This is a genomic window from Pseudomonas sp. NPDC088885, from assembly GCF_044750025.1.
GTDB lineage: Bacteria > Pseudomonadota > Gammaproteobacteria > Pseudomonadales > Pseudomonadaceae > Aquipseudomonas > Aquipseudomonas rustica.
In genome coordinates this window covers 72,161-85,406 of sequence record NZ_JBIVJB010000015.1, presented here as the reverse complement: position 1 = coordinate 85,406, position 13,246 = coordinate 72,161, and the positions used below count along the sequence as shown (strand labels likewise).

Here is a 13,246-nt window from a genome sequence, read left to right as displayed (position 1 = left end):
GGGGGGCAGCGCCTACGGTTTGCTTCGCTGCACCTCCTCTCGCTGTGTTTGGCTGCGCCAAACGGTCGCTGCGCTCCCACCCCGGATCAATCCCTCCGCTCAGCCTGCCGACGGGCCGGTGAGTCAAGATCAAGAGCAGGCGAGCTGACACTCGGCCTATTGAGTGGTGAAGGGCGGGGCGTGCTTGGCTTTGGTTTTTGTGGTGTTTTCGCCTCTCATCGGAACGCCGCCCGCCCAGCCCTCTCCCGAGGGAGAGGGAGCCGATTGGTGGGCTTTTCAAAATTTGGGTTCGACTCGGTCTTTCACGTCGGCGTACCTCTCCCAATCCATGCGATCAGTCCCCTCTCCCTCCGGGAGAGGGCTAGGGTGAGGGGCCTTTGATCTTGATCTGGCTTTTGATCTCAAGCCCCTTCGGCAGGCCGAGCGTAGGTGTCCATCCGGGGTTGGCGCGCAGCGCCGTGCGGCGCAGCCGCACACATCGAGAGGAGGTGCAGCGCAGCAAACCGTAGGCGATGCCCCCGGATGGACACCGTAGCGAGGGAACACTGAGCCTCAGCGAAGTGCCGTACGCCGGGGCCAAGCCTTTTCGGTTACCTTTTCGGCGTCTGGAAAAGGTGACTCGCTGTAAGAGCGAAACCGCCAGCAGCCATCACCGCAGCAACGGATATGCCCCCAAAACAAAAAGCCCAAACCCCAATAACCAAACTAAGACCGATGTGGTAAATGACACACCGCATTCGCGAGCAAGCCCGCTCCCACAAGGGGATCACATTTCAAATTCTATGGATGAGGAAGTTTTTGAATCATGGATGAATACGCATGGTTGGCGTGGACGCCTGAACATTTGTCGCAACGCCTGCAACACCTCGCGCGCCCATGGTGCGTGGTCGGCGGATGGGCGCTGGATCTGTGGCTCGGGCAGCAAACCCGTGAGCACAGTGACCTGGAGTTCACAGTTCTGCGTGAGGATTTCCCATTGTTCCGGCAGACGTTATCGGAGCTAAAGTTCTACACCGTCAAAAACGGCGCGTTCGAATGCCTGCCGGAGCATGATCTTCCCGGCGACGACATTTTTCAGGTGTGGGGTTTTGATACCGAGGCCAATGCCTGGCGAGTGGATGTGATGCTTGAAGCGGGGAGTGCGCAGTCGTGGGTCTATAAACGCGACACGTCGATTGTCTATCCGCGCGCGGAAATGGTCGCCCTCAGCGCAAGCGGCATCCCATACCTGAGACCCGCCGCCACGCTGCTGTTCAAAGCCAAGAATACCCGCCCCAAAGACCAGGGCGATTTCACCCGCGCATTGCCGAAACTCTCTGGCGAGGATCGGCAATGGCTGGTGGATCATCTACAACGATTGCATCCGCAGCACGAATGGATTGCCGATCTCACTCATTAATCCGCGGATGCTGCTGCACCAGGTTCTTGCGCTTCGCCTCCAGCTCAGCAATCTCGGCATCGATGTCTTCGATTTTCTGCTCAATGTTGTCGTGATGCTCTTTCAACAGCTCCTTCGCCTCCGCCAGATCCGAAGCCGCCGGGGCCGCGCCGCGCAAGGGTTGGTTGGCGGTTTCTTTCATGGTGACGCCGGTGAACAGGCCGACCACGGCGATGACCATCAGGTAGTAAGCCGGCATGTACAGATCGTTGGTGCTTTCGACCAGCCAGGCGACGATGGTCGGGGTCAAACCGGCGATCAGCACGGAGATGTTGAAAGCCGCGGCCAGAGCGCTATAGCGAATGTGCGTGGGGAACATCGCCGGCAGGGTCGAGGCCATGACGCCGATGAAGAAGTTGAGCAGCACTGCGAGCATCAGCAGGCCGGAGAAGATCAGGCCGATCTTGCCGCTGTTGATCAGCATGAACGCCGGAATCGCCAGAATGAACAGGCCGATACTGCCGACGACGATGAAGGGTTTGCGGCCAATCTTGTCGCTGATAAAACCAATCGCCGGTTGCACAAACAGCATGCCGACCATAATCGCGATGATGATCAGCACGCCACGGTTTTCGCTGTAGTGCAGGTTGTGCGACAGGTAGCTCGGCATGTACGTCAGCAACATGTAGTAGGTGACGTTGGTCACCACCACCACGCCAACGCAGGTCATCAGACTACGCCAGTATTTGGTGGCGACTTCCTTGAACGAGACTTTCGGGCCATCGGCGAGGCCTTCGCGGTCGCCTTGTTCGAGTTTTTCTACGTGCTGCTGGAATGCCGGTGTTTCTTCCAGTGCGTGGCGCAGGTAGAGGCCGATCATGCCCAGGGGCAGGGCGAGGAAGAACGGCAGGCGCCAGCCCCAGGATTCAAATTGCTCTTCGCCGAGTGTCGAGGAAATCAGCACGACGACACCGGCACCGAGAACAAAACCGGCGATGGAGCCAAAGTCCAGCCAGCTGCCGAGGAAGCCGCGTTTGCGATCCGGAGCGTACTCGGCGACGAAGATCGAGGCGCCGGTGTATTCACCGCCAACCGAGAAGCCTTGGGCCATTTTCGCCAGTAACAGCAGGATCGGCGCCCAGATGCCGATCGAGGCATATGAGGGAATCAAGCCAATGGCGAAGGTGCTCAGCGACATGATCACGATGGTCGCGGCGAGGACTTTCTGTCGCCCGTACTTATCGCCTAACCTGCCGAAAAACAGGCCGCCCAGCGGACGGATGAGGAAGGGCACGGAGAACGTCGCCAACGCGGCGATCATCTGTGTGCCGGGGTCGGCGCCGGGGAAAAATACTTTGCCGAGGACGTAGGCGACGAAGCCGTACACGCCAAAGTCGAACCATTCCATGGCGTTGCCAAGCGCAGCGGCGGTAATCGCTTTGCGCATTTTTGCGTCGTCGACAATGGTGATGTCTTTCAGTCTGATTGGACTGACGCTTTGTTCATTGGATTTCATGGGCGGTTTCCCTGTACCTGATCTGAATCGGTGCTATCTGTTTGATGGCATTGCGCTTTGGGTTCAGATACATGGCGATACGAAATAATTCAGCGTTCACTGAATTATTTCGTGGCGAGCTTCAAAAGGCAGTGCCGGGCGAACTGAAAGCTCCATGCAAACAGGCTAGTTCATCAACGGCCAATGTCGATCAGAAACGCCAGGTCGCGCCGCCGCCAACGATATGAAGGAGGGCGTTGGGGTAGCTCCCCGACAGCGTCTGGCCGTTGCGTTTGGTCTGTTCAACATCCATGTCACCCAGCCACACCAGCGTGTAATTAAGGTTGACGTCCATGTCTTCGGTCATCTTATAGCTGACGCCGGTTGCCAGCCGCCAGGCTTCGGCAATCGGGTTGTCGACGGTGCGATCCTTGTCTTTCACCGCCGAGCTGTCGTAGCCCACGCCCATGTTCCAGCGCAGTTTCGGCGTGAGCTGATTTTGCGCACCGACGGACAGGTGCCAGGTGTCCTGATATTTGCGGTTGACCGAACGCGACACGTCGCCACCGGAGGTATCCACCGAAACGCCGATGTCGGCGAAATCGCTCCAGTCTTGCCAGTCAACGGAACCCAATAATGTCCACTGCTCGTTCAACTGGTGGGCAACGCTCAGGGTTGCGGTTTGCGGGATGTTCATGTCGATTTCCAGATCGTCGACGTTGGCCCGGGAAAACGCGAAATTGAGCAGCGGATTGCGAATGCCGTGCACCGAGGGTGAATCCTTGAATTCCAGTTTGACCTTGCTGGTATACGCCAGGCCCACGGTGGTGCGCGGATCCAGTTGATATCGCAGGCCGAGGTTGATCCCGGTGCCGGTGTCGGTGTCTTTGTATTGCACGTTGCCATCCTGCTGGAACGGCGTGCCGGGCAGGAGCGCGTTATTGTCGATGGCTATTTTTGTGTAGTAGTAGCCGTAGACCAGCCGCGGGCCGATGCCCATCGAAAGGTCATCGGTGATCTTGTAAGCGAAGGTCGGCTGCAGCGAGATGCCAATCAGGCTCGCCTCCTGAGTGAAATAGCGGCCGGCCCAGTCATCGTCGTACTTCACGCTCAGGCCGAAGTTGCCGTACATGCCGAAACCGATACTGGCGCGGTCATTGACTTCATGACTGATGAACAGGCTGGTGCCGGGCAGGATCGGCAGTGGATTGCCACCCTCGTTGCCGGCGAAGTCATTGTTGCCATCGCGATCAAACTTGATCCCGCCAAACAGCGCCTGACCGGTCAGACTGACCTGCGTGCCCTTGAGCGCCGCGATCCCTGCCGGGTTGTTCATCAGCACGCTCGGGTCGCTGGCTAATGCGGCAGAACCGGCATTGGCCAGTCCGGCGCCTTCCTGACCCGCTTCATACAGCTGAATACCACCTGCCAGCGCTTGCCCGGCAGTACCGGCCAACGCAAGAATCATCAGTGAGTGAGTGGGCCTCATTCGGAACTTCCTTATTAATTGCGACGTGCAGAAGTTTTAGTCGTGAATCGACCATTGCACCAGTGGCAGAGCTGCTCAATTCCCTTCATCAGCGCTTCGGCCGGTCCGTGGGCCAGTGGTGAAAGGTGTAACGATCCTTGCCGGTATGCTTCGACTCATACAGCGCCTCATCTGCCTTGATCAGCGCCTGAGTGAGCGTGTCGTCATGCTCGACGCGGGCCACGCCAATGCTGATCGTGACAGGGTGCTTCGTCGGTTCCTCACGCACCCTTCGGCACAGTTCCCCCGCTAGCGTTTCGGCCTCCTCACGGGAGACATCCGCCAGGTAGATGGCGAACTCCTCACCGCCCAAACGGGCAAAGTCGTGGGCAATCATCACCGCTTTGATGTCGGCGGCAACGCGCTTGAGCACTTCATCGCCGACGTCGTGCCCAAAGGTGTCATTCACTTTCTTGAAATTATCGATGTCGATCATCAGCAAATAATGATCGTGTGCATGAGGCGCTGTGTGCAGGTGTTTTTCCGCTACCGTCATGAAAGAGCGGCGGTTGGGAATTTCAGTGAGGGGGTCGTTGTAAGCCTGATCCAGCAACAGCCGCGCCATGATGTAGTTGTAGAGCTTGGCCTCGCGCAGTTTGAGGAAGGTGTAGATCGTCAGCACACACAGAAACACGCTGTAGCAGGCCGTCATGACACCACGTAGCTCAAACAGGCTGATGCTGGTATTGATGAACGGATTGAGCAGCACCCAGATGATCAGTTGCACGAGAAAAAACGCCACGCGACTCAGTGGTAGCACCGAGATGCTGTACAGCATGCTGGCAGCGGCCAGCACCAGCCAGGAACTCTGGATGATGTCCGGCACGCCGTAGACGATAAGCCGGACACCAACGGCGAGACCGAGCACGAACAGCACGGTTAGCCCATCGAAATGGCGCGCCTTGCGCGTGAAGCCCAGCACGACCGTCAGAATCGAGAACATCAGCAGGAAAACCATTGACCGCCAGGTGAAACCCTGGCCGCCGAGGAAACTGACGATCAGATCAAACACCAGCCACATGCAGGTGCTGGTGGCGAAGATCAGCACACTGAAGCGGTGCAGACGCTCGAATTCGTGTTGGACGAACTCGGCGCGCACGGCTGCTGGCGCCGTTTTTGTCAGGACTTGGTCTTCAATGATTTTGTACATCGCCGCCCTGGTGTCTGCGCTGGTTGTCGAGGATTACCTGGCCCCACGGGCGGTAACGCAGGGAAAATACTGCGCTTGGGTGACAACCGGCAGGCGTCACGTCGGGCGCGCTTGGCTCGGCACGAAATGGCTGGCCGTCGCGACTGACCTGGCGGAACGCCTCCCGCACGATCCCGACCGAGCAGGGCAGTGCGCTGGCGTAACCGTTGCGCACCACAGGCGTCAGACGCGCGGTGCCGGCACCGTCCTGCCACCAGACTTGAACCCCGACAGAAGCCAGATCGCCCAACCATTTGGCATTGATTGTCGGCGCGAGTTTGCCGGCGCTGAACGCGCTGACATGCAGCGGGGCATCCAGTTTGCCGGCAAGATCAGTCAGTTGACGATGCAAAGTCGCCCGGCGGTCTGCGGCAAGAAAGTGCAGGTCATCGAGTTCCAGCGGCAGGTACCAGCCGGTGACCGGCAACTGCCAGTCCTTGCGCAGCTTTTGCTGTTGCGCAAGTGACTGGCCGAGTTGCGCCTGCCAATAAGTGGCGAGGCCGGCGCTGTCGAGTTCATCGATGCGTTGATAGTAGGCCGGGTCCATCTTCAGCCCCAGTACCAGTTGCAGGCCTTGCTGCTGCGCCAGTTTCAAGCTGTTGGCGAGCCAGCCATGGGCACCGCCGAAGTCCGAATCACCATACGCGGTCCATTGCACGATCAGCGTGTGTGCGCCTTGCTTTGCGCTGTCTTGCCAGATTTTTTGCCATTGCGTCTGGCTGAGATTGGCATCGACATTCAACGGTTGGTAGAACACACGCTCGTCGGCACGCACGACCACGGCGCTGAGCAGCAAGCAAAAAAACACTATCCAGCGAGCCATCAGAAATTCCACTCCACGCCTAGCAGCACACCATTGCCGCCTTCATACAAATTGCCGCCCAGCGACTGCTGGTACTCGGTGCGCACCGTCAGTTTCGAGCGGTAAGCGTTATAGCGGTCATCGTCGTACCACCATTGCCAGCGCACACCGACGCCGGTGCGCAGATCCTGACGCCAGTCATTGCTCGGGTCCTGGCTGGCGAATTCAAGGAAGCCATACGGCATGATCGTTTGCGCACCATTGAACGGCAGCTTCCACGTGTGGCCTTGCTGGAACCGTGACAACCACTGGTGATCGCCTGCCTTGGTCCACCAGGCGGCGTCGAGGTAGAGGAAACGTTCATCCCATTCACTTTCGTCGACGCGCCAATCGTTGCGGTACTTGCCCTGATCGAGGAACGAGGCAGTGGCGCGTAGCAGGTAGTCGGTGCTGGTACGCCCAAAGCGGTCGTAGTCATGCCCCTGATCCCAGACTTTTCCGGGGTTGAAGAATTCACCCAGACGCATGCCTCCGCTGCCGTCATCGCTGACACCGGTCTGCTTATAGATTTCGGCGTAGAAGTTGATGTTTGCCGTGCCCCACGGTTTGTAGCGCAGGCCCACGCCGGTGGCGAAGGACTCTGCGTAACTGGATCGGCCAGTACCGCCCAGCAACGCTCTGCCGTACACCGATAACGTACTGCCGGCGCGACTTGGTTCTTCACCCAACGCGTGATCCCACATCGCAACCTGCACGTTTTGCGACTGCGCGACACGTTTGCTGTCTTCGTTATTGTCGGGACGCAGAAAGTCGTTGGTTGATACCCCGGCTGGCGACCACGTGCTGGCAATGGTGAAGTTGTCGCGGCGTGACAGGGCTTCATGAGCGCGCCGCTGACGGTATCGACGGGCTTCCATGCTGCCTTCGTCGTCATCCGCCGCCACCGGGTTCTGTTCCAGATCGATCACGCGGCGCAGTTCTTTGCGCGCGGAGGCGCTGTCCGCAACTTCGTCGTAACGCCAGGCCAGTGTTTCGCCCAGACGATAATCTTCCGGGAAGTCGCGGGTGGCTTGTTGCAGATACGGGATCGCTTTCGCGCGTTCCTCGCGGGTTTGCGCGCCAGACAAACGCATGCCGAAATCGGCACGATAACGCGGATTTTGTGGATCGCGTTTTACCGCTTCAGCCAGCCACGCAGTACTTTGCGGCAAGTCCCCGGCTTTTTGCGCGGTGACCGAGGCGGCATAAAAATGCTCGGCATCCGGCGCTTGCAGCAACGCCTGGCGCTGGCGTTCCAATGCCTGCACATGATCGTTGCGCGCATCGGCAATCGCTGCACCCAACGCCCATTCGTTGGCGCCGCGTGCACTGCTTTGTTGCCAGAAACGTTCGGCCATCTGGCTGTCACCGGCATTCAGTGCGCTGCGACTGGCGGTCAGGCGGGCGTTGTCACTCAGTTCGGCTGTGGACAGGCTGCGCCAGATCGCCAAGGCACCTGCGGAATCCCCGGCGGCTTCGAGCGCATAAGCCAACGGCAAACGACTGCTGCGGTCGCCGAGCTTTTCCGCTTGCTGGTAATACACCACCGCTTCGCCGGGGCGATCGGGCATCGCGCAGCGGCCGAGGGCGCGGTAGTCACCGATGGCCAGCGGGTGGTTGCCGATGGCTTGTTGCACGACATCGCATTGACCTTTTTCCGCCAGTTGGGCGAGCAATTGTCCGCGCGCAGGGCCGTCGATATGGGCGATCAACGACGCCATGCGTTGCTGTTGCGCCGGGGTGGTGTCTTTCGATGATGCGTAAATACCGGCCAAACGCTGCAGCGCCGTGGCTGGCAGACGCCCGGCGTGACGGTCATAAGCTTTTTCCAGCAATTGCTGAGCGTGCAGGCGATCACCGCTCTGGAGCGCGAGAAAACTGGCTTGATTCAGCGAGGCAAGATTACCGGTCTGGCGGTAATGGTATTCCCACAGGGTTTGTTCTTCTGTGCGGCGCCCCATGTTCTGTGCCAGTTCGGCGCGACGTTTGACCACTGCAGGGGTTTGCGTCTGCCCGGCGAGCCAGACCATGACTTTGCTGCTTTCCCCTTGTTCCTCCCAGATGCCAAGCAATTGCGCCTGTCGTTGGCTTTCCCATGGCGGCGGCAGTGGCGTGCTTTGCAGCAGGTCAGTGGCTTGCAGGCGTTGGGCGAGAACCAGCCACGCCTGCGGATCATCCGTCGGTTGGCAAGCATGTAATTGCACGAGCGCGGCTTCCGGGTCGTGACGCGACAGCCAGTCCACCGTTTCCAGACAGGGACGCTGCAAGTCATTACTCAACCGTTGCACGGTCGGCACGTCGTCGGTTTGCCGTGCCAATTCCCACAGACGCTGACGCTGCGCCGGATCCGCCAGATCAGAGGCAGGCAACGACTGCAACCAGCGTTGTGCCTGCTGCGCGTGCCCCATAGCGATGGCGCGATCGACCATCGCCAGACGCACCTTGCGCGCCGCCTCAGGCGTGGGCGCTTGTTGCAATAACTGCTGCAGAGGCTTTTCGTCGAGACGTTGCACGTAGGCATTGGCCAGACGTTGCCAGCCTTCGGCATTCAACTGGTTACGCGCCGCCAGCGGTGCCAGTTCGTCGATGGTGCCGCTCCAGTCGCGCAATTGCTCGGACCAGTTCGAGCGTGCCAGACGCAGGATGTTGTCGTCGCCCTTGGGTGAGAGATGGGCCAGCCAGTCATGGGCTTTCGCGGCCCCCCCAAATTTGGCCAGACTCAAACTGTAGGCCTGCCACAACCGCACGCGGTCGTTGAGGCTGCTGGTGGCCAGCCATTGCTCGACCTGGGCACTGCTCGGTGGATCCTGTTCGATCCAGGTCAGACGCAGATCAAGCACCGCTTCGCTGTTCTCGTTCGGCAACGCTTGCACCGCGTCTTTATAGCGGCGTTGCTTGGCCAGCGACTCGACCAGCATTGCGCGCGCTTCGTCGTTTTTCGGCACCTTTTCCAACAGGTGGCGCATCAGCCGTTCGACTTCCTTCCAGTTACCTTTTTTGGCCTCGCGATAACTGCGATCCATGAAGGGGTAACTGCGAAACTGTTCAAAATCGCTCAACGGTGCGGCTTGCAGTGGGTACGCGCTACTCAGACCAAGCAACAGGCTCCCCATCATCAGGGAGTGACGGTAAACAGGCTTCATGCGACCTCCCGGACAATGCGGTAAGCCGCTTGTTGTTCACTGGTTTGATCCGCCAGCGCCTGTTCGAGTACTTCCCGGGTAATCATGCCTCGGTCAATCAGGTGCTCGCCGAGCGACATGTTTTCAGCATCGAAATCGATCAGCGTCTGATTGAACAGGGTGGGCGGCACCATGCCGCGAACTTGCAACAGGTTGCCCAGCAACACCTGATGGCGGCTGACGCGTTCGAGCAAGGCTTCATCGTCTTGATGACGTTCAAGCACTTGGAGCATATGACGCACTTCCTCATTCTGACGGGGGCTGGCGTACCAGTAACGAATCCCCAGAGTCACACGGCCTTGCGGTGCCAGACGGCTACGCACCGGACGCTTTAATTGTCGACTGATAGCGCCGAGAGAGACCTGACTGACCGGACCTTCGGAGGCAAGCACCAATGTTTCGCCTTCCTCGGCCACGGGCAGAACGCCGTAGTGCGAGGCGATGCGGCGCGGCAAGGCTTCAATCAGGCGCTTATCGAGTTTGAACGGGTTGAGTGGCGCCCATTCCAGATCAAGCTGCTCGGCCAGTGCCTGCACCAGTTGCGTGCTGTCGATGTACCCACGCAGTAACAATTCTCGACCGAGTCGGCGACGAACTGGACTGGTAATGGCGGCTTCCAGTTGTTCTTCGGTAATCAAACCTTTCTCGACCAGACGATGCCCCAGCGGTACGCGTTGTGCCCTGGTCAGCGCAGGGAATTCGTGGGTGGTCTTGTCCCAGGCAACGCGGCGTGAGTCGCCCATTTCCATGACTTGACGCAGCGCGCGCAGGTTGGCGAAGAAGTTGACGAAGTTACTCCACATCATCCGTGGCGCCGACAGCAGGCCTTCAACCAGACCGTAATAGCGGGTCACGAACCAGCCGCGCTGGAACAAACGATTGAGCAGCATGAAACCGTTAAGCCAGAGCAGCACCGGCAGTAATGAACTGTCGGAAAGAATCGACGGGTAGCGCCAGGAGTCCGGAGAAATCACCGTCACCAGCCACATGACCAGCAGCACTGCGAACAACAGATTGACCAGAAAACTGAGCATATAAGCGATCAAGCCGCGGCGATCGCGCCACAGGAAATAGTCGAGCAGGCCGGTGCTCCAGCCGAGGTTTTTGGTGCCCTGAAACACGATGCCGACAATCCAGCGCGATTTCTGCCGGATCGCGTGCTGCAAGTCGCGCGGGAAATGCTCGCGCACGCAGATCACTTGGGAGAACTCGCGGTTCATGCCGAATGCCCACGGCTGTTCCAGCGCCAGTTTCGGATCGCTCACCGAGTAACGGGCGAAAATGCACTTCATGCCTTTTTGTTTGAGGCGGAAGCCGATGTCATAGTCCTCGGTGAGACTCTGAACATCGAAGGCAATGCCGTCGCCGTCTTCGAGCAGGGCGCTGATCGCTTTGCGGCTGAAGCACGTACCGACACCCGCGCTCGGCACCTGACCGGTCAGGGCTTCGCGGACGATAACGTCCTTGCCGTGGTTTTCGGCGAACTCGTCAACGTAATGGCCGGCGGTAAAGCCTTTCCATTCCGGCGCGTACGGATAAACCGGGATCTGGATCAGATCCTTGTTCGGCAGCAGATAGTTGTAGAGGCGCAATTCCATCGGTGAAATCACGTCTTCGGCGTCATGCAGGATGAACCCGGCGAACTGGATTTTCGCTTCGCTCTCGAATCGCAGAATGGCGTCGATGATGTTGTTCAGGCAGTCGGCCTTGCTGGTCGGGCCGGGGCGGGCGCAGACCACTTTGTGCACGTTGGGATAGTGCTGGCAGACCGCATCGACATCCGCTTGGGTCTCGGCGTCGTTGGGGTAGGTGCCGACGAAAATCTGGTAGTTCTCGTAATCGATGGTCGAGGCGGCCAGACGCGCCATTTCGCCGACCACCCCGACTTCATTCCACGCGGGCACCATGATCGCCAGCGGTTTCTCGGCAATCGCGTACAGCCGTTCCTCGTCGGCGCGCTCGAATTTATCGTAGATCCGCCAGCGCCGGATCAGCTTGCGGCCCCAGTACACAAGGTCGATGAACAGATCATCGAGGCCGAGGAAGAACATCAGCAGGGCCAGGGCAATCGCCACATATTTGAGAGCAAACAGTACATACGCAAAAAAATCGACCCAACCCAGACTCATACCCCATTACCCGCCGCCGAGCGTGCGCTCAACCAGGCGTGCAGGCGGGTGGCGATCAATTCGCTGGCGTGACCATCGCCGTAAGGGAAGTGCACACGGCTCATACGCGTGTAGGTTTCTTTGTCATCAAGCAATTGACTGGCTTCCTTGACGATACGCGCCTTGTCGGTGCCGACCAGCAGCATGGTGCCGCTTTCCAATACCGATGGGCGCTCAGTCACGTCGCGCAATACCAGCAAGGGTTTACCGATGGCCGGGGCTTCCTCCTGTACACCGCCGGAATCGGTGAGGATGAAATGCGCGCGGCCCATCAGCCAGACGAAGTTCGGATAGTCCTGTGGTGGCACCAGGTAAATATTGGGTTTATTGGCGAGCATGCCGTAGACGACTTCCTGCACCAACGGATTAAGGTGCACGGGGTAGACGAACTGCACGTCCGGGTAGCGTTCGGCCAATTCGGCCAAGGCCTCGCAAATGTTGTTGAAACCACCGCCGAGATTTTCCCGGCGATGGCTGGTGATCAGAATAATCCGGCGCTGATTATCGAGCACGGCCAGCGGCGAATCGGCCGCCGGCAGCCATTGCGTTTGCTGCTGGTGCTCGCGCATCCACAGCAAGGCATCGATGACTGTGTTGCCGGTGATTTCGATGTTGTCCTCAGGCACGCCTTCCCGCAGCAGGTTGGCCGCAGATTTGGACGTTGGCGGGAAATGCAGATCGGCAATCACGCCGGTCAGACGGCGGTTGGCTTCTTCCGGCCAAGGCGCGCGCAGATTGCCGGTACGCAGACCCGCTTCGACGTGGCCGATCGGCAGTTGTCGATTGAACGCGGCGAGGGCGGCGATAAAACTGGTGGTGGTATCGCCGTGTACCAGCACAATGTCGGGTTTGACCCGCTCGTAGGCTTGATCGAGTTGAGCCAACAGATTCTGAGACAGCCCATTAAGGGTTTGGCCTTGAGTCATAACGTGCAGGTCGTCATCGACCGTCAACTCAAAGGCGTCCAGCACCTGCGTGAGCATCTCGCGATGCTGGCCGGTGGAGCAGATATTCAGTTGGATGTCGGGCCACTGGCGCAGAACCCGAGCAAGCGGGGCCATTTTTATGGCCTCCGGGCGAGTACCGAAAACCATCATGACGTTAAAAGACATTGACCCCTCCTGGGACATGACAACGCTGAGATCAGAAGGCCAGCAGCGTGTGTTCTCTTACTGAGAAATAAAGGAAAGCAGCCGGATGGGAGCTTGTCCAATCCAGACCGACGCTAGATTGATACCGATCATTTGGAACGAAAGTGCCATCGGTTGATGGCTCTTAGGTGGCACTTTCGGGAAAAGTTCCCGAAGCGTGCACAGAAATGGTGCGCTGAACGACTGCGGATCGCGTAAACAGGTGACGCCATGTGTTCCAAGAGATATTTGAAAGGTTTGAATATGCCTTGTGTACGAAACGCCGGCGGAGATCACCACATAGCGGATTTCTCTCACCAATGCGGTAGAGCGCC

At 58.8% G+C, this 13,246-nt stretch carries 8 protein-coding genes; 1 reads left to right on the top strand and 7 read right to left on the bottom strand.

All coding sequences use genetic code 11. The features are described from left to right. Positions 1 to 805: 805 nt before the first annotated feature. On the top strand, positions 806 to 1,399 hold the full coding sequence (locus tag ACIP1X_RS10110; RefSeq protein ID WP_400751607.1) for a nucleotidyltransferase domain-containing protein: 594 nt from the start codon (positions 806 to 808) through the stop codon (positions 1,397 to 1,399). Here ACIP1X_RS10110 and proP read toward each other — a convergent pair. The 7 genes from proP to wecB all read right to left on the bottom strand — a co-directional run bounded on the left by proP (position 1,389) and on the right by wecB (position 12,893). After that, on the bottom strand, positions 1,389 to 2,894 hold the full coding sequence (gene proP, locus ACIP1X_RS10105; protein ID WP_053120021.1) for a glycine betaine/L-proline transporter ProP: 1,506 nt from the start codon (positions 2,892 to 2,894) through the stop codon (positions 1,389 to 1,391). The two genes, ACIP1X_RS10110 and proP, sit on opposite strands and share 11 nt — an antisense overlap. Positions 2,895 to 3,084: 190 nt before the next feature. Beyond that, a complete protein-coding gene (locus ACIP1X_RS10100) occupies positions 3,085 to 4,362 on the bottom strand; it encodes an OmpP1/FadL family transporter (protein ID WP_400751605.1) in 1,278 nt (425 codons plus the stop codon). 88 nt (positions 4,363 to 4,450) lie between these two features. Next, positions 4,451 to 5,551, bottom strand: coding sequence for a diguanylate cyclase (locus ACIP1X_RS10095; protein WP_400751603.1), 1,101 nt, complete (start codon positions 5,549 to 5,551; stop codon positions 4,451 to 4,453). After that, positions 5,535 to 6,413: a DUF4434 family protein gene (locus ACIP1X_RS10090; protein WP_400751600.1), complete on the bottom strand. Its 879-nt coding sequence runs from the start codon at positions 6,411 to 6,413 to the stop codon at positions 5,535 to 5,537. The genes ACIP1X_RS10095 and ACIP1X_RS10090 overlap by 17 nt, the downstream gene beginning before the upstream one ends. After that, complete coding sequence (locus ACIP1X_RS10085) at positions 6,413 to 9,574, bottom strand: phage receptor (protein WP_400751597.1); 3,162 nt, start codon at positions 9,572 to 9,574, stop codon at positions 6,413 to 6,415. The genes ACIP1X_RS10090 and ACIP1X_RS10085 overlap by 1 nt, the downstream gene beginning before the upstream one ends. Beyond that, positions 9,571 to 11,742 (bottom strand): cyclic di-3',5'-guanylate-activated glycosyltransferase NrfB, encoded by a 2,172-nt coding sequence (nrfB, locus tag ACIP1X_RS10080; RefSeq protein ID WP_400751595.1) that lies wholly within the window; start codon positions 11,740 to 11,742, stop codon positions 9,571 to 9,573. The genes ACIP1X_RS10085 and nrfB overlap by 4 nt, the downstream gene beginning before the upstream one ends. After that, positions 11,739 to 12,893 carry a non-hydrolyzing UDP-N-acetylglucosamine 2-epimerase gene (gene wecB / locus ACIP1X_RS10075; protein ID WP_400751592.1) on the bottom strand — a complete coding sequence of 385 codons (1,155 nt, stop codon included), beginning with the start codon at positions 12,891 to 12,893 and terminating at the stop codon, positions 11,739 to 11,741. Before wecB ends, nrfB begins: the two co-directional genes overlap by 4 nt. Positions 12,894 to 13,246 lie beyond the last annotated feature (353 nt).

What these genes read in the sequence shown, in the direction of transcription:
- ACIP1X_RS10110 (WP_400751607.1), top strand. Translation starts at nt 806, where the DNA reads ATGGATGAATACGCATGGTTGGCGTGGACGCCTGAACATTTGTCGCAA.
- proP (WP_053120021.1), bottom strand. Translation starts at nt 2,894, where the DNA reads ATGAAATCCAATGAACAAAGCGTCAGTCCAATCAGACTGAAAGACATC.
- ACIP1X_RS10100 (WP_400751605.1), bottom strand. Translation starts at nt 4,362, where the DNA reads ATGAGGCCCACTCACTCACTGATGATTCTTGCGTTGGCCGGTACTGCC.
- ACIP1X_RS10095 (WP_400751603.1), bottom strand. Translation starts at nt 5,551, where the DNA reads ATGTACAAAATCATTGAAGACCAAGTCCTGACAAAAACGGCGCCAGCA.
- ACIP1X_RS10090 (WP_400751600.1), bottom strand. Translation starts at nt 6,413, where the DNA reads ATGGCTCGCTGGATAGTGTTTTTTTGCTTGCTGCTCAGCGCCGTGGTC.
- ACIP1X_RS10085 (WP_400751597.1), bottom strand. Translation starts at nt 9,574, where the DNA reads ATGAAGCCTGTTTACCGTCACTCCCTGATGATGGGGAGCCTGTTGCTT.
- nrfB (WP_400751595.1), bottom strand. Translation starts at nt 11,742, where the DNA reads ATGAGTCTGGGTTGGGTCGATTTTTTTGCGTATGTACTGTTTGCTCTC.
- wecB (WP_400751592.1), bottom strand. Translation starts at nt 12,893, where the DNA reads ATGTCTTTTAACGTCATGATGGTTTTCGGTACTCGCCCGGAGGCCATA.